The organism is Synechococcus sp. 8F6, assembly GCF_002252665.1.
In the GTDB taxonomy this organism is placed as follows: domain Bacteria; phylum Cyanobacteriota; class Cyanobacteriia; order PCC-6307; family Cyanobiaceae; genus Cyanobium_A.
The window spans coordinates 44,493-68,182 of the sequence record NZ_NQKZ01000011.1; the positions used below are offsets into that span (position 1 = coordinate 44,493).

Below are 23,690 nucleotides of genomic sequence, written 5' to 3' on the forward strand. Positions count from 1 at the left end.
TGCACGTCCTGTTGAACACCTACGCATGATCATCGACGACCGCCATTACGACGTCATCATCATCGGCAGCGGTGCAGCCGGCGCCACCATGGCGAGGTCCTTGGCCAATGCTGGTCACGCGGTGCTGTTGCTGGAGCGTGGCCAGCAGATGTCCTTGGCCGACCAAAACGTGGCCGATGTCGACCTCTTCCGCAAGGACCGCTATCACCCCAAGGAGCAGTGGTTTGGTACCGACGGGGACCCGTTCTCTCCCCAGACCATCTACGCGCTCGGTGGCAACACCAAGATCTGGGGGGGCGTGCTGGAGCGGTTGCGTGAGCAGGAATTGGCCGGCCTCGCGCTGCAGGAGGGCCAGGCGCCAGCCTGGGGGCTCAGCTATAGCGACCTCGAGCCCTGGTACGACCAGGCGGAAAGCCTGTATCGCGTGCATGGACAGCGGGGTGTTGATCCCACAGAGCCCCGCTCCAGCGGCAATTACGCCCTCGCCCCCAAACCCGTTGAGCCCTTCTTCGAAGAGCTGCGTTTGGCGTTTGACCGCCAGGGCGTGAATCCCTATCCCCTGCCTCAGAGCTGGTCGGAATCGCTGGCTGATCCCTCCGGTGATGCGGAGCTGTTCGGGGTGGATCCCGCCCGCGCTTCTGCCGCGGTGGTGGTACGAACCGGCGCCCAGGTGCAGCGGTTGCATGTCAATCCCACCGGCACGGAGGTGCGGGGTGTGGAGGCCCTGGTGAATGGCCAGAGCTGGTTGTTCATGGGCCATCAGGTGGTTCTGGCGGCCGGGGCCATCAACAGCGCCGCGATCCTGTTGCGCTCGGCCACCGATCGCCATCCCCGGGGCCTGGCCAACGGCTCCGACCAGGTGGGCCGCAACTTGATGAAGCTGCAGCTCACCTCCATCCTGCAGCTCGCCACCGAGCCCAATAGCGGTCGCTATGGGCGCAGTTACGGCATCAACGACTATCTCTGGGGCGACAAGAACGTTTCCTTCCCGCTGGGTTCGATTCAGAACGGCGGCGGCGTTCTGCAGGATGCCCTGTTTGCTGAGTCGCCGCCCGTGCTCTCGCTGGTGACCAAGCTGCTGCCCAACTTCGGCCTCGAGCAGCTCGCTTCCCGCTCGATCAGCTGGTGGGCGATGAGCCCGGTGCTGCCCGATCCCCACAACCGCGTCAGCCTGCGTGGGGATCGCATTCAGATCACCTATCAGGCCAACAACCGCGAGGCCCATGACCGCCTCGTCTACCGCTGGATCGACACCCTCAAGGCGGTGGAGGCCGATCCTGATTGCCATGTGGTGAAAGAAGCCCCCACCCATCCCCGCGGCGAGGCGCCCCTATCGGCCATGGGCTACAGCTGCGGCAGCTGCCGCATGGGCGACAACCCGGCCACCTCGGTGGTGGATCTGCAGGGCCGCAGCTACGAGGTGTCCAACCTCACCATCGCCGATGCCAGTGTCTTCCCGGCCTGTCCGGCCATGGGCTTCGGTCTCACCGTGATCGCCAATGCCCTGCGCATCGCCGATGGCCTCAAGGCATCCCTGCGATGACGTCAACCCCCCCGGTGACCACCATTCCCGAGGCCGCCCGCATCCTGGAGCGCGACCAGGGCCTCCAGCCCTGGACCCTTTGGGGCAGTTACCTGCCCGATCGCCAGTGGGGCACCGTGCGGGAGGACTACTCCGCCGATGGCGATGCCTGGCGCTCCTTCCCCCACGATCAGGCCCGCTCGCGGGTCTATCGCTGGGGAGAAGACGGACTGCTGGGCATCTGCGATGAGCAGTGTCGGCTGTGTTTCTCCCTGGCCCTCTGGAATGGGGTCGATCCGATCCTCAAGGAGCGACCCTTTGGCCTGAGCAACCCCGAGGGCAACCATGGCGAAGATATCAAGGATTACTACTACCACCTCGCCAACACTCCCACCCATAGCTTCATGCGGGGGCTGTACAAGTATCCCCAGGCTGAATTCCCTTACCAGCAGCTGGTGGATGAAAACGGCCGCCGCAGCCGCAGCGAGCCGGAATACGAGCTGGTGGATACGGGCATCTTTGATGCCAGCCGCTACTTCGACGTCGTCATTGAATACGCCAAGGCCTCAGCCACCGACCTGCTGATCCGCATTCGCGTCACCAACCGCGGGCCTGATCCTGCCCCCCTCACCCTGTTGCCCACCCTGTGGTTGCGCAACACCTGGGGCTGGGGCTACCCCGACGAGCAGCGCCAGCCGATGGGCCTGGACGGTGACGCACTGGTTACCGGTGACGTTCCAAATTTGGGGGCCTACGAGCTGCTCTGCCGGGATGGGGGCACCTGGTTGTTCACCGACAACGAGACCAACCACCAGCGCCTCTACGGCCAGCCCAATACCACCCCTTTTAAAAAGGATGGGTTTCACCGTTATGTGATCGGCGGTGAGGTAGAGGCGATCAATCCAGCCCAGTGCGGCACCAAGGCGGCCCGCTTGTTGCAGCGCACCCTCGCTCCGGCAGAGGAGTGGGTTGTCGAACTGCGCCTGCGGAAACGGTTGGATGGGCGCGTGCCCAATGCCGATGCTGAACCACCTTTCGGGCCCGCTTTTGATGCGCTGTTCCAGGTGCGGGAGGCGGAGTGTGTGCAGTTCTTTGAGCACACCTTGCCGGGGCTAGACCCCGAGGATCGCTTGATTCACAGCTCCGCCCTGGCGGGGTTGCTGTGGTGCAAGAAGTACTACGGCTGGAGCGTGCTGCGCTGGCTCGAGGGGGATCCCACCCAGCCCACGCCACCGGCCAACCGCTGGCACACCGATACGGCTCTGTGGAGTCGACTTCACGCCCACCATGTGATCTCGATGCCGGATGCCTGGGAGTACCCCTACTTCTGCCAGTGGGATCTGATGTTCCACGCCGTCGCCTTCGCCATCTTCGATCCAGAGATGGCGAAGCAGCAGGCGATGTTGCTGCGCAGCCCCCACTACACAGCCCCCAGCGCCCAAACCCCCGCCTATGAGTGGGCTCTCTCCGATCCCAATCCGCCGATCGGCGCCTGGGCGGCGATGCGGATTTACCAGATCGATCGCAAGCAGAGCGGCCAGGCCGATCAGCCCTTCCTGCGGGCCGCCCTGCGCAAGCTGTTGCTCGAATACGGCTGGTGGGCCAACCGCAACGATCGCTCCGGCGACAACGTGTTTGAGGGGGGCTTTCTGGGTCTCGACAACATCGCCGTGTTTGATCGGCGTTTTCCACTGGCCGATGGCAGCCGCATTGAGCAGTGTGATGGCACGGCCTGGATGGCGTCCCTCAGTCTCAATTTGCTCAACATCTCGGTGGAGCTGAGCCGTGAGGAGCCTGAGTATGCCGACACCTGCGAGCGCTTCGTTTACGACTTCACGCAACTGGCCATCACCCTCAACACGCGTTCAGAAAGAGGCTTCCTGAACTGGGATGAGGACGATGGCTTCTACTACGACGTGATCAAGAGGCCGGACGGCAGCACCGACTACCTGCGGACCCGTACCCTTTCGGGTCTGGTTCCCCTGCTGGCGGTGGCAAGTTTCGACCGTGAAACCGTCGGTCGCCTACCGGTGCTCGATGTGCTCAAAAGCATGGCCTGGTTTGTGCATGAGCACACCACGCCCACCTGGTTGGAACACAACCTCGGCCAGTGGCATAACGACCGCATCCTCTACACCCTGGTGCCGGAGGATCGCCTGCGACGCATCTGTGAGCGTCTGTTTGACGAAGAGGAGTTCCTCTCCCCCTACGGGATCCGCTCCCTGTCCAAGGTGTACGGCGACCATCCCTATTCGTTCACGGAGGGCTCCGATAGCCAGATCCTGGCCTACAGCCCGGGGGACAGTCCTGTGGCGATGTTTGGGGGCAATTCCAATTGGCGTGGGCCGGTGTGGATGCCGATCAACTTCCTGCTGATTGAGTCGTTGCAGAAATACGCCCATTACTACGGGGACAACTTCAAGGTGGAGTTCCCTACGCGCTCCGGCAACTGGCTCAATCTTTGGGAGGTGTCGCTTGAGCTCGAGAAGCGCTTGGTGGGCCTCTTCAGGCGGGATGGATCCGGGCGGCGGGCCTTCAATGGTGATGTGGAGTTGTTCCAGACGGATCCCCACTGGATGGATCTGATCCAGTTCAACGAATACTTTCACGGAGACAATGGCCGTGGTGTGGGTGCTTCCCACCAGACCGGATGGAGCGCCACCGTCGCCAAGATGGTTAACCAGTTGAGTCGTTATTCATCTGGTTAACGCTTGATCTGTTCAGCCTTCAAAGCCTCCTGATTCTTCTCCGATTCTTCCAGCTCAGCCATGACCCACGCCTCCCATCACAGCGAGCTTCCCGGTCCTTCCCTGGCCATCTCTCCGTTGCCGGCAGCTGGTCAGTTGGAGGTGGCCGATGGGGCCCACTTTGATGTGGTGATCATTGGCAGTGGTGCCGGTGGTGGCACCCTGGCGCGCCATCTGGCTCCCAGCGGGCTGAAGATTCTGGTGCTGGAGCGGGGCGATTGGCTGCCCCAGGAGCCCCAGAACTGGGATGCGGAGGAGGTGTTCCAGAAGGGGCGCTACGTGTCCAAGGATGTGTGGCACGACAAGCACGGCAAGCCGTTTCAGCCCGGCAGCCATTACTTCGTGGGTGGAGCCACGAAGATATATGGCGCGGCTCACTTCCGGCTGCGCCAGCAGGATTTTGAGCAGCTCAATCATTTCGACGGCATTTCGCCAGCCTGGCCCCTGCGTTACAGCGACTTTGAGCCCTATTACCAGCGGGCCGAGGAGATGTACCACGTGCACGGCCAGCGGGGGGAAGATCCAACCGAGCCCCCCTGCAGTGGTCCGTACCCCCATCCGCCGGTGGCCCATGAGCCCCGCATCCAGCAGTTGGTGGATGATCTGCGATTGGCCGGATTGCATCCGTTCCATGCCCCCAGTGGGGTGATGCTGGATGAGGCCAACATGCCCTTCAGCCGCTGCCGCAAGTGCAATTGCTGCGATGGCTTCCCCTGTTTGGTGCACGCCAAATCCGATGCGGAGGTGCTGGGGATGCGGCCGGCCCTGGCAGCGCCGAACGTGTCGCTGCTGACCCGGGCCCATGTGCGCCGTCTGCAGACCGACCCCTCCGGCCGCAGCGTGCAGGCGGTCGAGCTGGAGCGCGATGGCCAACCGATGACCGTGCGTGGGGATGTGGTGGTGGTGAGCTGTGGGGCTGCCAACAGCGCCCGGCTGCTGTTGATGTCAGCCAACGACAAGCATCCCCGCGGGCTGGCCAACAGCTCCGACCAGGTGGGGCGCCATTACATGTTCCACAACAGCAAGGCCATGGTGGCCCTGGCCCATGAGCCGAACACCACCGTGTTTCAGAAAACCATCTCGATCAATGATTGGTATCTCGGTGATGCCGACTTTGACTACCCGATGGGCAACATCCAGATGACGGGGAAGACCAACGGCACGATCATGAAGGGCTATGCGCCGCTGGAAACCTTTCTGATGCCGGGTTGGTCGATGGACAAAATCGCCGAACATGCTCTCGATTTCTGGATCTCCTCCGAAGACCTCCCCGATCCCAACAACCGCGTGACCGTGGATGGCGAGGGTCAGATTCATCTGGCCTACACGCCCAACAACCAGACGGCGGCCCAGCGACTCTACGGCCGGCTTACGGGGATGCTCGACCGGCTCTATCTCAAAAATCACCTGGTGGAGCGGCAGTTTTATATCAAGAACGACATGTCGATCGCGGCGGTGGGCCATCAGGCTGGCACCTGCCGCTTCGGCAGTGATCCGGCCACCTCAGTGCTCGATCTCAACTGCAAGGCCCACGACCTCGACAACCTCTACGTGGTTGATACCAGCTTCATGCCGACCATCGGCGCGGTGAACCCTTCGCTCACTGCCATCGCCAATGCCCTGCGGGTGGGCGATCATCTGCGCGAGCGGCTCAGCCGCTGAGATCAGGCCAGCATCGTTTTGAGCAGATCAGCGATCAGCAGGTTGTCGAGGGAGAACAGGCCGCCACCGCAGCTGGCCAGCACCGCACACATCACCACATACATGGCGGCCTTCTCCCAGCTGGGGGGGTCACCCACCCCCATCGGGCCGGCGTAATCGCCTGGGGGGATCTGGTAAGGGTCGGGGCCGATGAATGGAAAGCCCGCCTTGAGCTCCACAACCACCGCATAGGCCATCGACACCAGGATGGCCAGGGCCGCCAGGGGGGTGAGCAAGCCCGGAATCAGGGCGATGCCCGCGCCCCACATCGAAGCAGCGGAGAGAAAGCACAGCCACTCGGGGGTCTGCATCGCCGTGGCCCAGGTTTTGAGGTTGCGCAGTTTGGGCCAACCGTGGCGAATGAAGCAGATCCCCAGGAACAGCCGCAGGATCAGCAGAGATGCCTGGGCCAGGGTGGATGGTGCCGCCGGCACCAACAGCTCCACCACGGTGATCTCCATTGATTCTGGGCTGCAAGGTGGGCTCAACGTACCCAGTTCAGTCAACCCTGGCCATGATCGTCACAGGCTCCAGATCCGGTCGTGCCGGCAGCACCCATGGTGATTTCCGCGCCCCCTGCCCGATGCACGCCTGCCCCTGGATCCAGCGCTCCGCTCGGGGCCACGCCGGGTGATGGCGGCGTCAACTTCAGCCTCTATGCCAAGGACGCGACCCTGGTGGAGCTGTGTTTGTTTGATCGCCCGGACGATGATGAGCCGGCTGTGGTGGTGCAGCTTGAAGGAGAGCAGCACCGCACCTCCCACTACTGGCATGCCTGGCTGCCGGGGCTGCAACCGGGCCAGGTGTACGGCTACCGCGTGCATGGCCCCCAGGATCCATCGCGGGGTTTGCGCTTTGATCCCTCCCTGCTGCTGATCGATCCCTACGGATTAGCTCTGGCGATGCCGAGCGACTCCGCCGGTGCCATGAAAAGTGTGGTGGTCGATCCCGATGGCTACGACTGGGAGGGGGACCAGCCCCTGCGCCGTCCGGCCCGGGAAACGGTGATCTACGAGTTGCATGTGCGGGGCTTCACGGCTGATCCCAGCTCGGGAGTGGCCGCGCCGAAGGCCGGTACCTATGCCGGTCTGATCGACAAGATTCCCTATCTGCAGGAGCTGGGCATCACGGCGGTGGAGCTGTTGCCGGTGTTCCAGTTCGATGTCCACGACGCGCCAGCGGGGCTGCCCAACTACTGGGGTTACCAGCCGATCTCCTTCTTTGTGCCCCATCACGGCTACAGCACCCGCTGCGATCCCCTGGGCCCCCTCGACGAGTTTCGGGATCTGGTGAAGGCGTTGCACCGCGCCGGCATCGAGGTGATTCTCGATGTGGTGTTCAACCACACGGCTGAGGGTAATGAAACCGGCCGCACCTTCAGCTATCGGGGGATTGCCAATGCCGATTACTACCTGCTGGATCAAGATCCCAGCCGTTATGCCGACTACACCGGCTGCGGCAACACCCTCAACGCCAACAATCCGGTGGTGCGGAGGCTGATCCGCCACAGCCTGCGCTATTGGGTGGAACACATGCATGTGGATGGATTCCGTTTCGATCTGGCTTCGGTGCTCGCCCGCGACGAAACCGGTCAGCCCTCACCGTTGCCGCCGATTCTCTGGGATATCGACACCGATCCGGTGTTAGCCGGCATCAAGTTGATCGCCGAGGCCTGGGATGCGGCCGGGCTCTATCAGGTGGGTCGCTTCGTTGGCGACAACTGGCAGGAGTGGAATGGACGCTTCCGGGATGATGTGCGCCGGTTCCTCAAGGGCGATGGGGGAATGGTGCCCCAGGTCAGCCAGCGGTTGATCGGCAGTCCCGACATCTACGGCTATGAGCATCGCCGGGCGGAGACCAGCGTCAACTTCATCACCTGCCACGACGGCTTCACCCTGGCGGATCTGGTGAGTTTCAACGCCAAACACAACGAAGCCAACGGCGAGGCCAATCGTGATGGTAGTAGCGATAACGCCAGCTGGAACTGTGGCGTTGAAGGGCTGACGCAGGATCCGGATGTGCTGGCCCTGCGCCAGCGGCAGATGCGCAACTTCTTCACCCTGTTGTTGCTGGCGGATGGCACCCCGATGCTGGGCATGGGGGATGAGGTGTGCCGCAGCCAGCAGGGCAACAACAACGCCTACTGCCAGGACGCCCCGATCAGTTGGTTCGACTGGAGCCTGGTGGAGCGCCATGGAGATCTGCGGCGCTTCGTGCAGCAGTTGATCGCCTTCCGGAGCCGTCGTGATGTTGTGCTCGAGGGGCAGGAGCTGTTGCTCGAGGATCTGCTCCTGCGCAACCAGGTGACCTGGCATGGGGTGGTGCCGGGTCAGCCCGACTGGAGCGATGCTTCCCGTTCCTTTGCGGTCACCATCACCAGCAGTTGCCATCGCTACCGCCGGCATCTGATGGCCAATGCCTGGTGGGAACCGCTGGACTTTGGGCTGCCCCCCGCCGATGCTGGTTCCCAGCCTTGGCGCCACTGGATCGACACGGCCCAGCCGAGCCCTGGCGATGTTGTGGGCTGGGGCGACGGCCCGCCCGTGGTTGGGGATCACTGCGAGGTAGCCCCCCGCTCGATTCGGGTGCTGGTGGTGGAGTTACCGGCCTAACCCTGGATCACTTGCAGCTGGTGGCCATCGGGGTCGGCCAGCTGCAGGGCGCGCTCGCTGCCTACCAAGGCGGCCTGGTCGCCCAGCGCAATCACGCCGCCATGGAGCACCTGGCCTCCGAAGGCCTCCGCGGCTGTGGCGATGCGATCCAGATCGGCAACCCGCAGGCGGATCTGCCAGTGGGCCAGGTCCTGGGCCCCCTGATCCGCGGGCCTGGGTCTGCCGCTGTTGGGGGGCTGGTAATTGAGGCATTCCACGCCGGCGCCCGTGGGGCAGCGGTGGCCTGTGATGCGCACCCGGGTGTCCTGAAGGCCATCGAGCCCATCCTGGGTGGGGCCGCTGTTCACTCCATCGCCGCCCAGCTTCAGGCCCAGCAGCGTGTCGTAGAAGCGGCAGCTGCGCGGGGTGTCGGCCACAGAGAGAGCGCTGTGGTCGATCCCCAGGAAGGGGGCGCTGGCTGGCGGGGGGGCATGCCAGCGGGCCTCGCCCTTATCGGGGGGAAACTGCAGCAGCTCCAGGTTGTGCCCCTCCGGATCGCGAAACTTGAAGGCCTGGATGCCGGCGGCGGCGGTGTTCCACGCCGGCAGGGTCTGGGGGGCGGTGGACACCTCCACCAGGGAGCCGTTGGCAATCGCCTGGCGCGCCTTGGCGCTGGCGGCGTCCAGATCGCTCACCACGATGCAGATGTGTTGAAACCAGAGGTCGCAGCTGCGGGAATCGGCCGGAATCGGGCGCCCAGGCCGCAGGCCGTCGCCCAGGCTCAGCACCTCGGTGAGCTCGAGGGTGGCGTCGCCCAGGTGCAGTTGCACCAGCTTCAACCGCGAGCCGGGCAGGCCCACCAGCTGGGCATAGGGGCCTGCTTCCACCAGCAGGCTTTCGCTACGCCTGAAGCCCAGGTTGGTTTCGAAGAAATCGGCAGCCCTTTCAGCGTTGGCTGTGGTGAAGCCGATGCTGCTGATTTGGGGAGTCTGGAGAGCCATGGCGCAGGAGCTGTCGATCGTTAGGTGTCCAGGGCATGGGCACCAGCGGCGGCGATGCTGCTGTCGATCTCGGGCGTCATGCCGGACACGCCGACCGCTCCCAGGCAGCTGTTCTCCTGCAGCAGGGGCAGGCCACCAGCCATGGCGGCCGCTGGTTGTCCGAAGAGCCCTGCGAGTTGCAGCAGCGCCGGCCGCTCACCGTTGATGCTGGCCTCCAGGGCCGCGGTGGGCTTGCCGTTGAGGGCTGCCATGCGGGCCTTGGCGACGGCGGCCTCGGCGCTGGCCGGGCTGGATCCATCGCGGCGCTCGAGCACCAGCAGGTGGCCGCCAGCATCAACGACGGCGATCGACACGCAGGCCTGATGCTGGTCGGCCGCCAGGTGGCTGGCCGCGACAATCGAGCGGCAGTCGGCGAGCTCGAGGTGGGGTTGGTGACGCATCAGCTCCAGACGATTTTTGCCAGCCACAGGTGCCCCTGAAGTTCAACGCCAGCGGCGGCGGCCTCCAGGTCGGCTTCTGAGAGCTTCAGGGTGGCTTCGGCCTGGTGCTGGACCAGCTCCACGCCGCTGAAGCTGTAGCCCATGGTCGCCCCCAGCTCGGCGATGGCGTTGAGGTTGGGGCAAGTGCTGAAGCGCTCCAGCAGGGCTGGATCCCCCTTGACGGTGGTCAGAAAGGCTTCGAGTTGGTCGCGGGCCATGGTGGGGAAGAACGTCAGGGCGCCTGGGCGCCACGGGTATTGGTGAACAGGGCGTAGATCGCCTTGGAGGCGCACAGGAACAGGCGGCTGTGGTGCCGATCGCCGAAGCAGAGGTTGGAGACCCGGTGGGGTACCAACACCTTGCCCAGCAGGGTGCCATCTGGGGCGATGCAGTGCACCCCGTCGGCGGCACCGCACCAGAGGTTGCCGTGTTCGTCGACGCGGAAACCGTCGGCCCAGCCAGGGGTGACCTTGTGGAAGATCTCCCCACCAGAGAGGCTGCGGCCGTCTGCAGCTACATCAAAAACCCGGATGTACTGCCGCGGTTCGGCGACGCCAGCGGCGCCCGATTCAGCCACGTACAACTTGCGCTCATCCGGCGAGAAGGCGAGGCCATTGGGGCCATCGAAGTCGCTGGCCATCACGGTGACTGCACCGGTGCTGGGATCGAGGCGGTAGAGGGCGGGTGGTTGCTCCGACGGTTGGCGACCGCCTTCGTAGTCGTTGAGCAGCCCATAGAGGGGATCGCTGAACCAGATCGAACCGTCGCGCTTCACGACGACATCGTTGGGGGCGTTGAGGCGCTTGCCATGGGCCTGGTTGGCCAGCATGGTGACCGTGCCATCGGTCTCCAGGCGCGTGAGGCAGCGGCTGGCGTGGTGGCAGGTGATCAGGCGGCCCTGGCGATCACGGATCTGACCGTTGCCGTAATCGGAGGGTTCCCGAAACACGCTCACCCCGTGCTCGGGGCTCCAGCGCATGGTGCGGTTGTTGGGGATGTCACTGAACAGGAGACAGTTGTGGTCGCCGAACCACACCGGGCCCTCCACCCAGCGAAAGCCGTCGGCCAGCAACTCCAGATCGGCGTTGAACAGCACCAGCGCGTCGAAGCGCCGATCGAAGCTCACCGTGCATTCAGAGGGTTGGCTCACGCGAAATAGCCGGGCCGCACCCCGGTCCATAGGTTGTCGTTGCGCTGAATGATCAGCTGCAGACAGGGTTCATCGCCCACCTGGGCCGAGAGATGACCCTTGGCTCCCGAAGCGATGGCGATGCATTGCTGGTCGCCGCCGAAGGAGAACTCCCCGGGGCCGAACACCTGCTTCTGGCCATCCATGCTTTCCACCGACCAGCTGCCGCGCAACACGTAGATCCACTTGGGGATGTGGTTTTCGTGCCAGTCGGCAGTCCAGCCCACCGGCAGCAGGGTGAGAAAGGCATTGCCTTCCTTGATCAGGTCCAGGCTCCACTGGGGGGAGTCATTCGGACCCAGCACCCCCAGGGTGTACGGAGCCATGGTGCAGAGGGTCTGCCGGCTGATGCCGTTGTCGTCGGTCCAGAGGTGCCAGTAGGGCAGCGAGGCTGGCTGGTTGGGATCCGGCATGGGAGGTGACGATCAGTCTTTGATGGCGATGGCGGAGATTTCCAGCTGGATGCCCAGCACCAGGGCTGACACCTCCACCACGGCCCGCGACGGGTAGGCCTGGGGGTCGGTGAAGAACTCCTGCCAGACGGCATCCACGGTGTCGAGCGTGTCGATGTCGGTGAGGTAGACGACGGCACTCACCACATCTCCGGCCGAGAACCCCGCCTCCTCCAGCACCGCCATCATGTTGCGCATCACCTGCCGGGCTTCCAGGGTGATGTCGCCGTCGCCAACCTTGTTGCTGGTGAGCGGATCCACCGGCAACTGACCGGTGATGAACAACGTGTTGCCCACCTGGAATCCCTGGCTGTAGGAGGCCACAGGCTTCGGGAATCGATCACTGTGAATCGCCCTGCGAGCAAGCGGGGTCATGGTGAGCGGTCGGTGTGCCATTCACCGTAGTGAAGGCGCTCCTTCTGTCACCCACTTGTGATGGACGTGTTTCAGCCTGCGGCGCGAGCGCGCCGAGCTGCTTACCCTGCAACCATTCCACCGATTCCTTCCATGACTGCCAGCTCCAGCACCAATCCCCTGGCTGGCCAGAGCCTCTCCACTTTCCTGCAGGGCAAGGTGGCCATCGTGACCGGTGGCAACAGCGGCATCGGCAAGGCGATCGTGGAAAACCTGGCTGAACTCGGCGCCAAGGTGGTGATCGACTACCGCTCCCATCCAGAGGCGACAGAGGGGCTGGAGCGCGAAATCGGCAGCTATGGGGGCAGCAGCTTTGGCGTTCAGGCTGATGTGTCGAACCTGGATGATTTGCAGCGGCTGGTGCAGGCGGCAGTCGACAAATACGGCCGCCTCGATGTGATGGTGAACAATGCCGGCGTCGAGACCCGCACCTCGATCCTCAACACCACACCCGATGATTTCGACAAGGTACTTAACGTCAATTTGCGCGGTGTCTTCTTTGCCTGTCAGTACGCCGCCAAGCAGATGATTGCCCAAGGCGGCGGCGGCCGGATCATCAACATCTCCTCGGTGCACGAGGACTGGCCCATGCCGGAGAACACTCCTTATTGCTGTGCCAAGGGAGGGGTGCGCATGCTGACGCGTACCGCCGCGCTGGAACTGGCTTCCCATGGCATCACGATGGTGAATGTGGGCCCCGGCGCCGTGGCCACGCCGATCAACGACTCCACCATGAACAATCCGGAGTTGCTGGCCAAGCTCGATGCGGCCATTCCCTTGGGGCGGATGGCCCAGCCCGAGGAGATCGCTCGGGTGGTGGGTTTCCTGGCCAGCGATGCCGCCAGCTACATCACGGCCACCACGATCTTCGCCGACGGCGGCATCATGCAGAGCAGCCCGGGTCTGTGAGCTGCCGCTGAACCGGAGAGGTCAGGATGCGCCTGACACGAGCCGACATCTCGCGACTGCGCAACCGGCATCGGGGCTATCTGATCACCCTGGCGGTGGAGGTGGCCCTGCTGCTGCTGTTGCCACTGGCGCAGGTTCATCTCTGGCTGCTGTCAGCGATGTTGATCGTGCTGGCGTTGGTGTTGATGGTGTTTGTGAGCCGTTATTCACCGCTGCGCCAAACCCGTCCGCTGATCTATGGCCTCGGTGGACTGGCGATCGCTCTTGAAGTGGTCTGGCATGTCGCCCTGAATGGGATGCCGCTGCTGGGCCGTGCGTTCACCATCCCCCACGTCATCGTGTGGCTGGTCTTTCTGTTGCTTGCGGTGATCCGCAAGGTCAAGACCCTGATCCGCGAGCCGTTTGTGACGGTGTCGGTGGTGATGGGGGCAGCATCGGGCTATCTGCTGGTGGGGCTGGCGGGGGGGCTGCTGCTCACGGCCCTGTGGGTGCTGCATCCGGCAGCGTTCGACCTCACGTCCCTGCCGCCGGTACTGCCGTCGTCGGGGGCGAACGTGGCGGTAGCCCCAGCGCTGATGGCGGCCTCCTTCACCATGCTCACCACCATCGGCACCACGGTGCTCAAGACCAGCCATGTGGCCGGTCAGGTGGTGACCACAGTGATCACCGTGGTGGGCCAGCTCTATGTGGCCATTTTGATTGGCCTGATTCTTGGACGTTTCCGCTGGAGGGCCTGATGCGGCGCCGCCACCGCTTTTATCGCCATGTGTTTGTGGTGTCCCTGCTGGTGATGGCCTCCATGCCGTTGCCCTATCCGTTCCGCCGTCTGGCGCTGTCCGGTACGGCCGTGCTGATCGGGCTGTTGGCCGTTGAATTGGGCCAGCCCGTTCGCCCACACCAAACCCGGCGCCACTGGAGCGACACCCTCTACCGCTGGAGCGGCCTGGCCGGGATTGTCTTTCAGCTCATCTGGATGGCCAGCCCCACCACCTTTGCGTTCGTTGGATTTCCGGTGTTGCTGGTGATCACGCTCTTCATCTTTTGGAGCCTCAAACGGCTGCTGATCTGCCTGGCCCAGGAAACCCGCATCGGCATGCCCGTGCTGTCGGGTGCGGTGGCGGGCTACCTGTTGCTCGTTATTAGTGGTGGGTTGCTGTTTGGCGTGATGGAAACGGTGGCGCCGGGCAGTTTTCTTAACGAGTCGCAAGGAGGGCGGGAGCTGGTGCTCAGTCAGCTGCCTCTGAATGCCGCGGGGCTGCAGGTGTGGAGCCTCGACTTCACCCGAATCCACTACTTCGCGTTCGTCAGCCTCACCACCGTTGGCTACGGCGACATCATTCCAGGCACCCCACCGGCCCAGATGGCGAGTGTGGCGCTCAGCATCTGTGGCCCGCTGTATCTGGCGATCGTGATGGGTCTGTTGATCAGCCGCTACACCCTGCAGAGTGAGGAGGAGCAGGCCCTGCTCACGGAGCGAGAGTCTGCTCCTCCAGCCCCACCTCCACGTTCAGGTGCTGATTCGGACGGCCCGTGATCAGCATCGAGGCCCGTTGACGGGTGGCGATCGCCCACAACCATTTGGTGAGCAGGGTCAATCGATTTTCATTGGCGGGCATGAACATCAGGTGGGCCAGGCCCCAGAGAATCCAGCCCGGCAGGCCGCTCACCTTGAGGCCGCGGAGGTCGGCGACGGCATGGAGTGGACCAAGCACCGCCATCGTGCCGAAATCGGTGAACGCAAACGCCTTGTGGGAGCGGCCCTGGATCTGGGCCACGATGTCGGCTGCCACCCAGCCACCCATCTGCACGGCGGGCCCGGCCATGCCGGGTAGAGGTTTGCCGTCAGCTGTGTGGCTGTAGGCGCAGAGGTCGCCGATCACCCGGATTTCCGGATGGCTCGGCACCGAGAAGTCGGGCTCCACCACCACACGGCCGCCCCTGTCGACGGTGCAACCGCTGGCATCGGCCAGCACCTGGCCCAGATGGGAGGCCCGCACGCCGGCGGTCCAGCAGATGGTGGCGGCCTCCAGGTTGCGGGGGCCGTCGGCGGTGTTCACCACCACCTTGCCGGCCTCGATCGTTTGCACCCGCCCGCCCAGCAGCAGCTCCACCCCGGCCGACTGCAGGTAGCTGCCGGCGGCTGCCGACAGGCTGGGGTCCATGGCCCGCAGCACCCGGTCGCCCGGGTCCACCAGGGTGACCTTGCACAGGCGAGGATCCAGCTGCTTGAAGTCGCGGCCCAGGGCATGGGCCATCAGCTCCATCAGGGAGCCGGAGAGTTCGCAGCCCGAGGGCCCGCCCCCCACGACGACGGCCGATTGCAGAAAGGCCCGCCGGGCCGGATCGGGGGTTTGCTCGGCTTCTTCAAGGGCCAGCAGCACCCGGCGGCGGATCTCATCGGCGTGCTCGAGGATCTTCATCGGCGGCGCCGACTCGCGCCACTCGTCGTGGCCGAAGTAGCTGCTGCCGGAGCCCGCCGCCAGGATCAGGTGGTCGTAGGCCAGTTGGCGGTCGTTGAAGACAATCTGGTTCGCCTGGGTGTCGATTTCCTTGACCTCACCCAGCAGCACCTGCACATTCGGGGCCTGGCCCACCATTTGGCGCAGCGGCGAGGCCACGTCGCCCTCCGACACCAGCCCTGTGGCCACCTGGTAGAGCAGCGGCTGGAACAGGTTGAAGTTGCGCTTGTCAACCAGGGTGACCCGCACCGGTTGATTGATCAGGGCGTGGCAGGCCTTGAGCCCGGCGAAGCCGCCGCCCACGATCACCACATGGGGAAGGGTTTTCAGCCTCTGATCGGGGGGCTCGAGTTCCAGGAAGAAGCGTTCGCGGGCCATCATTCCCAAAACAGTGGCTTCAAGGTATCGATCCCGGGCCGGTTTGGCCTGCTAGAGGTGGGCTGATTGTGGACACCGACATGTCTGTTGCATCGATCCAGGCTTTTGTGGCCCGCGTGGCTGATGACGTCGCCCTGCGCGACAAGCTGCATGCCGCTGCCGGGGTTGATGACATCGTTGCCCTCGCCTCGGAGCATGGCCACGCCATCGACAAAACCGTGCTGCTGCGCGAGCACGCCAAGGCCCTGGGCAGCGCCAAGGACCATGAGCTCGCCGGGATCAACAGCTGGGGCGATGCGCTGATGCATTGCTTTGGTGCCAGCGATAACGAGTGACGACAACCTGCTTGGGCGCGACCTTTACGGCGCGCCCAGGTAGGCCGCTCTGAGGCTCGGGTTGGCCAGCAATTCGCGCGCGGGCCCCTCCAGGGTCAGCTGGCCGGCTTCGAGCACATAGCCTCGGTCGGCGATCTCCAGGGCCGCCTGGGCGTTCTGCTCCACCAGCAGCAGGGTGAGGCCGTCCTGGTGGAGTTGTGCCAGCACCTGCATCACCTCGCCCACCAGCTTGGGTGCGAGCCCCAGGCTGGGTTCATCCAGCATCAGCAGCGCGGGCCGGCCCATCAGCGCCCGGGCAATCGCCAGCATCTGCTGTTCGCCGCCGGAGAGGGCTCCGGCCAGCTGCTGGCGGCGCTCTGCCAGCCGCGGGAACAGGCCGTAGCAGCGCTCCAGGTCGGCGGCGATGCCGGCGCGATCACGGCGGAGGTAGGCGCCCAGGATCAGGTTGTCGGCCACGCTTTGACGACCGAGCACCCGCCGGCCCTCGGGGCAGTGGCCGATGCCCAGCTTCAGCAGGCGATGGGCGGGCACCCCCGCCAGTGAAGCGCCGCGCCAGAGGATCTGCCCTGCGCTGGCCGGCACCAGGGCCGAGATGGCCAGCAGGGTGGTGCTCTTGCCGGCGCCGTTGGAGCCCAGCAGGGTCACCAGCTCGCCCTGGTGCACGGTCAGATCGATGCCGCTGAGGGCCTGCACGCTGCCGTAGCGCACGCGCAAGCCCCGCAGTTGCAGCAGCGGCGTGCTCATGAGGCACTGCCTCCAGTGCCGAGGTATGCCTCGATCACCTGGGGGTCGCGGCGCACCTCCGCGGGCGTGCCCAGGGCAATCCGCACGCCGAAATCCAGCACGGCCAGGCGGTCGCACAGGCGCATCAGCAGCGGCACGTGGTGCTCAATGATCATCACGGTGAGCTGGTGGCGCTGGCGCAGCGCGCCGATCAGCTCGCAGAGCTGGTCTTTTTCGGCGGGGTTGAGGCCGGCGGCGGGCTCATCGAGCAGCAGCAACTCGGGGCGCGTGGCGAGGGCCCGGGCCATCTCCAGCCGGCGCCGATCGCCATAGGCCAGGGTGCCCGCCTGCCGTTCGGCCAGGGCGCTGAGCCCGAGCTCCTCCAACAGCTGCCAGGCCGTGTCCAGCCGCTGGCGTTCGGCGTGCTGGTGGTTGGCACTGTTGAGCACCCCCCCGATGACGCTGCTGCGCGGGCGGCGCTGCAGGGCCACCAGCAGGTTGTCCAGCACCGAGAGGCCCTCGAACAGGCGCAGGTTCTGGAAGGTGCGGGCCAGGCCCAGGCGGTTGAGTCGATGGGGCGCTTGGCCGGTGATGGCGCCGCCGCGCCAGAGCACCGCGCCACTGCTGGGCGGTGTGACGCCCGAGATCAGATTGAACAGGGTGGTTTTGCCGGCGCCGTTGGGGCCGATCAGTCCAAAGATCTCACCGGGTTGCACGGCGAAGTTCACCCGATCGAGGGCCAGCAGGCCGCCGAAGCGGCGGCTCAGATCCATCACCTCCAGCAGTGGCTGGCTCATGGTTTGACCTCCTCGGCTGGGCTACCACCACGGCGCTCGCCCCAGCGGCCCAGCCGCTCCAGCAGCCCCGGGGTGATCAGCCCTTGGGGGGCCAGCACCGGCCCCAGCAGGATCACCAGGCCGAACAGCACCAGGCGCACATCGCCCACGGGCCGCAGCAGCTCCGGCAGGGCCGTGAGCAGCAGGCCGCCCACCACCGGGCCCAGCCAGGTGCGCGAGCCGCCCAGGATCACAAAGGCCAAGGTGGTGATGCTGGCGTCGAAGGAGCCCTGGCGGGCATTCCAGGTGTTGAGGAAGTGGGCGGCCAGGGCGCCGGTGCTGCCGGCCAGCACAGCGCTGAGCACGAAGGCGGTGAGCTTCACCCGGGTGGTGTCGATGCCCATGCAGCGGGCGGCCAGTTCGTCGTCGCGGATGGCGGCCATGGCACGGCCCAGGGGCATCCCCTCCAGCCGCTGGCAGAGCCAGCCCGCCAGCGCCAGCAGGGCCAGGGCCGGCAGCAGGTAGCCGGCGGCGGTGGCGAAGGGCTGGGGGATGGCGAAGATCCCCACCGCTCCGCCGGTGAAGGGCAGATTCAGGATCGCCACCCTCACGATCTCCACCAGGGCGATGGTGGCAATGGCCAGGTAGATCCCCTGCAGCCGCAGCACCAGCCGCCCCACCAGCAGGGCCAGCAGCCCGGCCAGCAGGCCCCCCAGCACCAGCTCCAGCAGCAACGAGGGCACCGGAAACCCGCCAGAGGCGGTGGCCCCGAGGGCGCTCCAGCGGGTGGAGAGCAGAGCCGCCAGGGTGCCGCCCACCGCATAGAAGGCTGGCGTGGCCAGCGACAGCTGCCCTGCCGCCAGCGGCAGGTACACCGAAAGGCCGAGCAGGGCGCCCAGCAGCATCTGCACCAGCAGGCCGTTGTCGATCACGGGGCGGCCCTCCTCACACCTTCTCCACCGTGCGGCGGCCCAGCAGACCGCTGGGGCGCAGCAGCAGCACCGCAAACAGAATCGCGAAGGCCAGGGCATCGCGCCAACCGGAGGCCGCACTGGGCACCAGCGCTTCTGCTAGGCCCATCAGCAGCCCGCCGGCGATCGCGCCGGGCACGCTGCCCAGCCCGCCCAGCACCAGCACCGCCAGCCCCTTGAGTCCGTAGCTGATGCCGAAGTAGGGGCCCGGCAGGCTCACGCTCACGCCGATCAGGCCGCCGCCCAGCCCCGCCAGAGCACCACTGAGAAAGAACGCCAGCCGCACCATCGCCGCGCTGGGGATGCCGAGCAGCTGGGCGGTTGTGGCGTCTTCCGCCACGGCCCGCAGGGCTCGGCCGCCCTTGCTGCGCTCCAGCCAGAGGCTGAGCACGAGCACGGCGGCGGCGGAGATCAGCAGCAGCAACAGCTGGATGGTGCGGATGCGGGCGCCGCCGATCACCAGCACATCCGGCAGCCCGGCCAGGGCATCGGTGCTCTGGGGGAAGGCGTAGCCCTCGGCCCCCATCAGCAGTTGCAGCAGGTTCACCAGCACCACGCCAGCGCCGAGGCTGGTGATCAGGGCCAGCAGGGGCTCGGCGTTGCGGCGTCGCAGCGGCGCGAAGGCCACCTGCTCCACCAGCAGGCCGATCAGGCCCGAGCCAGCCGCCGCCAGCAGCAGCGCCAACCAGAAGGGCAACCCGCTCGGCAACCCCCAGCCCGGCAGGGCGCCGTTGACGCCGATCTTGCCGCCCATCAATAAAAACGTGAGATAGCCCCCCACGGAAAACAGGGCGCCCTGGGCGAAGTTGATCACCCCGAGCACCGAGAACACCAGCGTGTAGCCCAGGGCCACCAGGGCATACACGCCACCGCTGGCAGCGCCGTTGAGCAGGAGTTGCAGCAGGGCTTCGATCACGGCTTGCTCTCCTGCCCTTGGATTTCCGTGAGTGTGCGCTCGCGCACCAGGGCAAAGCGCCCGTCGCGGCCGCCGGGGGCCATGCGCACTTCGGCCACATAAAAGCGATCCTGCAACACCTCACCCTCGGGGCTGAAGCCGATCGGGCCCAGTGGCGTGTCGTAGGTGCCGTTGAGCAGTTCGGTCATCAGGTTGGCGCGGGCCTGGCCGAGGGTCACGCCCGTGAGCCCGCCTTTGCGCTCCAGCCGCTGGATGGCTTCAAACAGCACCTGGTAGGCGGCAAAGGCCTGGGCGGTGATCTGCGGCGGAGGCCGATCGCCGTGGGCTTGTTGAAAGAGTTGCAGGAAGCGGCGGTTGATCGGCGTGTTGAGCTCGGGGCTATAGGCCTGGGCGATCAGGATGCCGTCGCACCAGCGCTGACAGATCGGATAGATGTTCGGCGTGTTGAGGCCGTTGCCCACCACGATCTGGCCGCGGTAGCCCAGCTCGCGCAGCTGGCGGATCAGGTTGCCGCCGGCCACCGCCTGCACTGACAGCACCACCAGCTGGGGCTTCAGCGGCAGAGCGGAGGTGATCGGTGTCTGGAAGTCGTTGTCGGCCAGCTGGGTGCGCTGCACTGTCACAGGGGTGAGCCCGCGGGCGGCGAGGGCTTTCTGGAAGATGGCCACCTCGGCGGTGCTGTAGGCGTCGTCCTGGGCGTAGAACACCGCCACGCGCTTGATGCTGGGGTCGCGGCGCAGGGCCTCATCCAGCGAGAGCGGCGCGATCACCGAGCTCTGGGCCGACACGCGGCTAATGAAATGGCCGATCTCGGGGATCCCTTGGGCGGTGTTGGAGGGGGCTACCACCGGCACCCCCTGGCGCTGGGCGATTGGATCGGCCGCGAAGGCCTGCTGGGAGAGGGTGGGACCGATCAGGGCGATCACCCCCTTGCGGATCAGCAGGTTGAAGGCGGCAATGGCGCTGGGCTCATCGGAGGCACCGTCCTCCAGTTGCAGCTGCACCGGTCGCGAAGGGGCTTCAGCCTGCTGGGCCCAGCGCTCGGCCACGGCCAGACCCATGCGCTGGTCCTGGCCGTAGAGGTTGGCGTTGCCGGTGAAGGCAATGGCGGCCCCGAGGGTGAGCGGGCCTGCGGGCAGGGGCTTGGCGGCTGGATCGGTGTTGCGGCCCAGCCAGGCGAGGGCGCCGATGCCGGCGGCCAGTAGGGTTGCCAGCCTCAGGGCTCCGCGCAGGCGGCCCTGCATCTCACGCAACCGCCGCGAAGCACTCCCGGAAGGCTGCAATCGTGGCGTCGATGTCTTCGTCGGAGTGGGCCAGGGATGTGAAGCCGGCCTCGAAGGCGCTGGGGGCCAGATACACGCCGCGCTCGAGCATGGCGCGGTGCAGCTTGCCGAAGCGGGCTGTGTCGGCGGCCTTGGCGTCTTCGAAGTTGTGCACCGGGCCCTCGCACAGGAAGAAGCCAAACATGGCGCTGATCGACCCGCCGGTGATCGGCAGGCCGGCGCTGCTGGCGGCCTCGAGGATTCCGGCGATCAGACGCTTGGTGATCGCGTCGAGGCGCTCGTAGGTGCCGGGCTGCTTGAGCAGTTCCAGGGTTTTGATGCCGGCGGTCATGGCCAGGGGGTTGCCGCTCAGGGTGCCGGCCTGATACATCGGGCCGGCCGGGGCCACCATGCTCATGATGTCGGCCCGGCCGCCGTAGGCGCCCACCGGCAGGCCGCCACCGATCACCTTGCCCATCGTGGTGAGATCAGGGGTGATCCCAAACTTGGCCTGGGCGCCGCCGTAACTGATGCGGAAACCGGTCATCACCTCGTCGAACACCAGCAGGGCGCCGTTGTCTTTGGTGAGCTCCCGGATGCCCTCCAGGAAGCCTGGCTCGGGGGTTATGAAGCCGGCGTTGCCCACCACGGGCTCGAGGATCACGCCGGCGATCTCACCGGGGTTCTCAGCGAACAGCTGCTTGACCGCTTCGAGGTCGTTGTAGGGGGCCGTGAGGGTGCTGGCGGCGGTGGTGCGCGGCACGCCCGGCGAATCCGGCAGGCCCAGGGTGGCCACCCCGGAGCCGGCCTTCACCAGGAACATGTCGGCGTGGCCGTGGTAGCAGCCCTCGAACTTGATGATCTTTTCGCGGCCGGTGAAAGCGCGCATCAGACGCAGCACCGACATGCAGGCTTCGGTGCCGCTGTTCACGAAGCGCACCATCTCCACCGACGGCACCGCGTCGATCACCATGGCGGCAAGGGTGTTCTCCAGCTCGCAGGGGGCGCCGAAGCTGGTGCCCTTGTCGAGGGCGGCATGCAGGGCGGCGATCACCTCAGGGTGGGCATGGCCGCAGATGGCGGGCCCCCAGCTGCCGATGTAGTCGATGTAGCGGTTGCTGTCCACGTCCCAGGCGTAGGCACCCTTGACCCGGTCAAACACGATCGGCTGACCGCCCACGGAGCGGAAGGCCCGCACCGGTGAGCTCACGCCGCCTGGCATCAGCTTCTGGGCAGCACTGAAGAGTTCCTGGGACCGGGTGGTGTGATGCACAGGAGCCGAAACAGGAGCCGAGGTCAAGGCGGGATCCGCGGAGGGTGAAAACCGCCAACCATCCTGACCTAAAACCGGCCCCTGTGCTTCCTCGGTAAGTTCAGGGGGCTTGCTACGGATCTCCTGAGCGTCAACTGGCCAGAGCTGGAGCGGCACCTGCGGCGGTTGTTGCCCTCCCGTGCCGTGGTGTCGGCCCGCCAGGAGCTGCTGGCCTACGACTGCGACGGCCTCACCCTGACCCGCCACCAGCCGCGCCTGGTGGTGCTTCCGGAGACGACAGATCAGGTGGCTGCTGTGGTGCGGCTCTGCCACCAGCAGGGGGTGCCGTTTGTGGCCCGGGGCAGCGGCACCGGCCTTTCCGGCGGCGCCGTGGCTGAAACCGAGGCCCTGGTGATTGTCACCAGCCGCATGCGCCAGGTGCTGGCGCTGGATCTCGTCAACCGCCGCATCACGGTGCAGCCCGGCGTGATCAACAGCTGGGTGACGCGGGCGGTGGCCGGCGATGGCTTCTATTACGCCCCTGACCCCTCCAGCCAGGTGGCCTGCAGCATCGGCGGCAACGTGGCTGAAAATTCCGGCGGCGTGCACTGCCTCAAGTACGGCGTCACCAGCAACCACGTGCTGGAGCTGGAGGTTGTGTTGCCCGATGGCAGCGTCACCACCCTGGGCAGCGCGCTCGACGAAACCCCCGAGCTCGACCTGCGCGGTGCCTTCATCGGTAGTGAGGGCACCCTGGGTATCGCCACGGCGATCACCCTGCGGCTGCTGCGGGCTCCCCAGAGCGTGGCGGTGCTGCTCGCCGATTTCACCAGCATGGAAGCGGCAGGAGAAGCGGTGCGACTGGTCACCGCGGCAGGGATGTTGCCCGCGGGCATGGAAATGATGGATCGCCTCACGATTGAGGCGGTGAACGATTACTTCGGTGTGGATGAATACCCCCGTGATGCGGCGGCGCTGCTGCTGATCGAGCTGGACGGGCAGGAGCGGGAGGTGACGGCGGCGGTGGAGCTGGCCACCGAGCTCTGTCACCAGGCGGGGGCCCGCACCGTGCGCCAGGCCACCGATGAGCAGGAGCGGGCCCTGCTGTGGAAGGGCCGCAAGTCGGCGATCTCCGCCCTAGGGCGCCGCTTTCCCAGCTACTACCTCCAGGACGGCGTCGTACCCCGCAGCGCCCTGCCCCGGGTGCTGGCGGCAATCGAGGAGCTCAGCGCCAGCCACGGATTGCCGGTGGCCAACGTGTTCCATGCCGGCGACGGCAACCTCCACCCGCTGATCCTCTATTCGAGCCAGGAGCCCGGCATTCAGGAGCGGGTGCAGGCCCTCGGCGCCGCAATCCTGCGGCTGTGCGTGGATGCCGGCGGCAGCATCACCGGCGAGCACGGCGTGGGTGCAGACAAACGCTGCTATCTCGACTGGATGTATAGCCCCGACGACCTGGCCACCATGAAGCTGGTGCGCCTGGCCTTTGATCCGCACGGCTTGGCCAACCCCGGCAAGATCTTCCCCACTCCCCGCAGCTGCGGCGAGTCGGCACGGCGACGCAGCGCCGACGAGGCCCTGGCTCACCTGCCGGTGTTCTGAGCGCCGCCGCC

At 65.9% G+C, this 23,690-nt stretch carries 23 protein-coding genes; 9 read left to right on the top strand and 14 right to left on the bottom strand.

The window, feature by feature from the left end; all coding sequences use genetic code 11:
• Window positions 1-25: 25 nt before the first annotated feature.
• From CJZ78_RS09460 to CJZ78_RS09470, 3 genes are read left to right on the top strand one after another with little or no spacing between them, the layout of a single operon-like run.
• Complete coding sequence (locus CJZ78_RS09460; protein ID WP_094561011.1) at window positions 26-1,543, top strand: GMC oxidoreductase; 1,518 nt, start codon at window positions 26-28, stop codon at window positions 1,541-1,543.
• Window positions 1,540-4,230 carry a glucosidase gene (locus CJZ78_RS09465; protein WP_143592891.1) on the top strand — a complete coding sequence of 897 codons (2,691 nt, stop codon included), beginning with the start codon at window positions 1,540-1,542 and terminating at the stop codon, window positions 4,228-4,230. The genes CJZ78_RS09460 and CJZ78_RS09465 overlap by 4 nt, the downstream gene beginning before the upstream one ends.
• Window positions 4,231-4,290: 60 nt before the next feature.
• Entirely contained in the window at window positions 4,291-5,931 is a 1,641-nt protein-coding gene (locus tag CJZ78_RS09470; protein ID WP_094561013.1) for a GMC family oxidoreductase, read from the top strand.
• Between the two features lie 2 nt (window positions 5,932-5,933).
• On the opposite strand, the gene CJZ78_RS09475 is transcribed toward CJZ78_RS09470, so the two are convergent.
• Window positions 5,934-6,431 carry a DoxX family protein gene (locus CJZ78_RS09475; protein WP_094561015.1) on the bottom strand — a complete coding sequence of 166 codons (498 nt, stop codon included), beginning with the start codon at window positions 6,429-6,431 and terminating at the stop codon, window positions 5,934-5,936.
• A gap of 96 nt (window positions 6,432-6,527) precedes the next feature.
• Between CJZ78_RS09475 and CJZ78_RS09480 the strand changes: the two genes are divergently transcribed.
• Window positions 6,528-8,582: a glycogen-debranching protein gene (locus CJZ78_RS09480; protein ID WP_094561017.1), complete on the top strand. Its 2,055-nt coding sequence runs from the start codon at window positions 6,528-6,530 to the stop codon at window positions 8,580-8,582.
• Here the strand turns inward: CJZ78_RS09480 and CJZ78_RS09485 are convergent.
• From CJZ78_RS09485 to CJZ78_RS09510, 6 genes are read right to left on the bottom strand one after another with little or no spacing between them, the layout of a single operon-like run.
• The gene (locus CJZ78_RS09485; RefSeq protein ID WP_094561019.1) at window positions 8,579-9,562 is read right to left on the bottom strand and encodes a VOC family protein; all 984 of its coding nucleotides are present in this window, start codon (window positions 9,560-9,562) and stop codon (window positions 8,579-8,581) included. The genes CJZ78_RS09480 and CJZ78_RS09485 overlap by 4 nt on opposite strands.
• 20 nt (window positions 9,563-9,582) lie before the next feature.
• Entirely contained in the window at window positions 9,583-10,002 is a 420-nt protein-coding gene (locus CJZ78_RS09490; RefSeq protein ID WP_094561021.1) for a heme-binding protein, read from the bottom strand.
• Window positions 10,002-10,259, bottom strand: a complete 258-nt coding sequence (locus CJZ78_RS09495) for a Nif11-like leader peptide family RiPP precursor (RefSeq protein WP_094561023.1) — start codon at window positions 10,257-10,259, stop codon at window positions 10,002-10,004. Before CJZ78_RS09495 ends, CJZ78_RS09490 begins: the two co-directional genes overlap by 1 nt.
• Before the next feature lie 14 nt (window positions 10,260-10,273).
• Window positions 10,274-11,191 carry an SMP-30/gluconolactonase/LRE family protein gene (locus tag CJZ78_RS09500; RefSeq protein WP_233128639.1) on the bottom strand — a complete coding sequence of 306 codons (918 nt, stop codon included), beginning with the start codon at window positions 11,189-11,191 and terminating at the stop codon, window positions 10,274-10,276.
• A complete protein-coding gene (locus tag CJZ78_RS09505) occupies window positions 11,188-11,643 on the bottom strand; it encodes a hypothetical protein (RefSeq protein WP_094561027.1) in 456 nt (151 codons plus the stop codon). The genes CJZ78_RS09500 and CJZ78_RS09505 overlap by 4 nt, the downstream gene beginning before the upstream one ends.
• 12 nt (window positions 11,644-11,655) lie before the next feature.
• Entirely contained in the window at window positions 11,656-12,078 is a 423-nt protein-coding gene (locus tag CJZ78_RS09510; protein ID WP_094561029.1) for a Rid family detoxifying hydrolase, read from the bottom strand.
• 111 nt (window positions 12,079-12,189) lie between these two features.
• On the opposite strand from CJZ78_RS09510, the gene CJZ78_RS09515 reads away from it, so the two are divergent.
• Genes CJZ78_RS09515 through CJZ78_RS09525 form a run of 3 tightly spaced genes read left to right on the top strand, consistent with a single transcriptional unit; the run spans window position 12,190 to window position 14,539 of the window.
• Entirely contained in the window at window positions 12,190-13,005 is an 816-nt protein-coding gene (locus CJZ78_RS09515) for an SDR family NAD(P)-dependent oxidoreductase (protein ID WP_094561031.1), read from the top strand.
• Window positions 13,006-13,031: 26 nt separating this feature from the next.
• Window positions 13,032-13,742, top strand: coding sequence for a hypothetical protein (locus tag CJZ78_RS09520; protein WP_094561033.1), 711 nt, complete (start codon window positions 13,032-13,034; stop codon window positions 13,740-13,742).
• Window positions 13,742-14,539 (top strand): potassium channel family protein, encoded by a 798-nt coding sequence (locus CJZ78_RS09525; RefSeq protein ID WP_094561035.1) that lies wholly within the window; start codon window positions 13,742-13,744, stop codon window positions 14,537-14,539. Before CJZ78_RS09520 ends, CJZ78_RS09525 begins: the two co-directional genes overlap by 1 nt.
• On the opposite strand, the gene CJZ78_RS09530 is transcribed toward CJZ78_RS09525, so the two are convergent.
• Complete coding sequence (locus tag CJZ78_RS09530; RefSeq protein WP_094561081.1) at window positions 14,472-15,842, bottom strand: NAD(P)/FAD-dependent oxidoreductase; 1,371 nt, start codon at window positions 15,840-15,842, stop codon at window positions 14,472-14,474. The two genes, CJZ78_RS09525 and CJZ78_RS09530, sit on opposite strands and share 68 nt — an antisense overlap.
• A gap of 80 nt (window positions 15,843-15,922) precedes the next feature.
• Here CJZ78_RS09530 and CJZ78_RS09535 point away from each other — a divergent pair, with 80 nt between their 5' ends.
• Window positions 15,923-16,177, top strand: a complete 255-nt coding sequence (locus CJZ78_RS09535) for a Nif11-like leader peptide family natural product precursor (RefSeq protein ID WP_143592892.1) — start codon at window positions 15,923-15,925, stop codon at window positions 16,175-16,177.
• Window positions 16,178-16,201: 24 nt separating this feature from the next.
• On the opposite strand, the gene CJZ78_RS09540 is transcribed toward CJZ78_RS09535, so the two are convergent.
• From CJZ78_RS09540 to hemL, 6 genes are read right to left on the bottom strand one after another with little or no spacing between them, the layout of a single operon-like run.
• A complete protein-coding gene (locus tag CJZ78_RS09540) occupies window positions 16,202-16,921 on the bottom strand; it encodes an ABC transporter ATP-binding protein (RefSeq protein ID WP_094561039.1) in 720 nt (239 codons plus the stop codon).
• Entirely contained in the window at window positions 16,918-17,697 is a 780-nt protein-coding gene (locus CJZ78_RS09545; protein ID WP_094561041.1) for an ABC transporter ATP-binding protein, read from the bottom strand. The genes CJZ78_RS09540 and CJZ78_RS09545 overlap by 4 nt, the downstream gene beginning before the upstream one ends.
• Window positions 17,694-18,608, bottom strand: coding sequence for a branched-chain amino acid ABC transporter permease (locus CJZ78_RS09550; protein ID WP_233128640.1), 915 nt, complete (start codon window positions 18,606-18,608; stop codon window positions 17,694-17,696). Before CJZ78_RS09550 ends, CJZ78_RS09545 begins: the two co-directional genes overlap by 4 nt.
• 13 nt (window positions 18,609-18,621) lie before the next feature.
• Complete coding sequence (locus tag CJZ78_RS09555; protein ID WP_094561045.1) at window positions 18,622-19,563, bottom strand: branched-chain amino acid ABC transporter permease; 942 nt, start codon at window positions 19,561-19,563, stop codon at window positions 18,622-18,624.
• Window positions 19,560-20,807 carry an ABC transporter substrate-binding protein gene (locus tag CJZ78_RS09560; RefSeq protein ID WP_094561047.1) on the bottom strand — a complete coding sequence of 416 codons (1,248 nt, stop codon included), beginning with the start codon at window positions 20,805-20,807 and terminating at the stop codon, window positions 19,560-19,562. The genes CJZ78_RS09555 and CJZ78_RS09560 overlap by 4 nt, the downstream gene beginning before the upstream one ends.
• A 1-nt stretch (window position 20,808) precedes the next feature.
• On the bottom strand, window positions 20,809-22,125 hold the full coding sequence (hemL, locus tag CJZ78_RS09565) for a glutamate-1-semialdehyde 2,1-aminomutase (protein WP_094561049.1): 1,317 nt from the start codon (window positions 22,123-22,125) through the stop codon (window positions 20,809-20,811).
• 141 nt (window positions 22,126-22,266) lie between these two features.
• Between hemL and CJZ78_RS09570 the strand changes: the two genes are divergently transcribed.
• Window positions 22,267-23,679 (top strand): FAD-linked oxidase C-terminal domain-containing protein, encoded by a 1,413-nt coding sequence (locus CJZ78_RS09570; protein WP_369802045.1) that lies wholly within the window; start codon window positions 22,267-22,269, stop codon window positions 23,677-23,679.
• Window positions 23,680-23,690: the final 11 nt, after the last annotated feature.

Excerpts from the sequence above, each read along its gene's own strand:
- CJZ78_RS09465 (WP_143592891.1), top strand. The coding sequence starts at position 1,540 with ATGACGTCAACCCCCCCGGTGACCACCATTCCCGAGGCCGCCCGCATC.
- CJZ78_RS09540 (WP_094561039.1), bottom strand. The coding sequence starts at position 16,921 with ATGAGCACGCCGCTGCTGCAACTGCGGGGCTTGCGCGTGCGCTACGGC.
- CJZ78_RS09525 (WP_094561035.1), top strand. The coding sequence starts at position 13,742 with ATGCGGCGCCGCCACCGCTTTTATCGCCATGTGTTTGTGGTGTCCCTG.
- CJZ78_RS09480 (WP_094561017.1), top strand. The coding sequence starts at position 6,528 with ATGGTGATTTCCGCGCCCCCTGCCCGATGCACGCCTGCCCCTGGATCC.
- CJZ78_RS09545 (WP_094561041.1), bottom strand. The coding sequence starts at position 17,697 with ATGAGCCAGCCACTGCTGGAGGTGATGGATCTGAGCCGCCGCTTCGGC.
- CJZ78_RS09535 (WP_143592892.1), top strand. The coding sequence starts at position 15,923 with ATGTCTGTTGCATCGATCCAGGCTTTTGTGGCCCGCGTGGCTGATGAC.
- CJZ78_RS09495 (WP_094561023.1), bottom strand. The coding sequence starts at position 10,259 with ATGGCCCGCGACCAACTCGAAGCCTTTCTGACCACCGTCAAGGGGGAT.
- CJZ78_RS09490 (WP_094561021.1), bottom strand. The coding sequence starts at position 10,002 with ATGCGTCACCAACCCCACCTCGAGCTCGCCGACTGCCGCTCGATTGTC.
- CJZ78_RS09515 (WP_094561031.1), top strand. The coding sequence starts at position 12,190 with ATGACTGCCAGCTCCAGCACCAATCCCCTGGCTGGCCAGAGCCTCTCC.
- CJZ78_RS09460 (WP_094561011.1), top strand. The coding sequence starts at position 26 with ATGATCATCGACGACCGCCATTACGACGTCATCATCATCGGCAGCGGT.
- CJZ78_RS09530 (WP_094561081.1), bottom strand. The coding sequence starts at position 15,842 with ATGGCCCGCGAACGCTTCTTCCTGGAACTCGAGCCCCCCGATCAGAGG.
- CJZ78_RS09475 (WP_094561015.1), bottom strand. The coding sequence starts at position 6,431 with ATGGAGATCACCGTGGTGGAGCTGTTGGTGCCGGCGGCACCATCCACC.
- CJZ78_RS09520 (WP_094561033.1), top strand. The coding sequence starts at position 13,032 with ATGCGCCTGACACGAGCCGACATCTCGCGACTGCGCAACCGGCATCGG.
- CJZ78_RS09510 (WP_094561029.1), bottom strand. The coding sequence starts at position 12,078 with ATGGCACACCGACCGCTCACCATGACCCCGCTTGCTCGCAGGGCGATT.
- CJZ78_RS09560 (WP_094561047.1), bottom strand. The coding sequence starts at position 20,807 with ATGCAGGGCCGCCTGCGCGGAGCCCTGAGGCTGGCAACCCTACTGGCC.
- CJZ78_RS09470 (WP_094561013.1), top strand. The coding sequence starts at position 4,291 with ATGACCCACGCCTCCCATCACAGCGAGCTTCCCGGTCCTTCCCTGGCC.
- CJZ78_RS09505 (WP_094561027.1), bottom strand. The coding sequence starts at position 11,643 with ATGCCGGATCCCAACCAGCCAGCCTCGCTGCCCTACTGGCACCTCTGG.
- CJZ78_RS09485 (WP_094561019.1), bottom strand. The coding sequence starts at position 9,562 with ATGGCTCTCCAGACTCCCCAAATCAGCAGCATCGGCTTCACCACAGCC.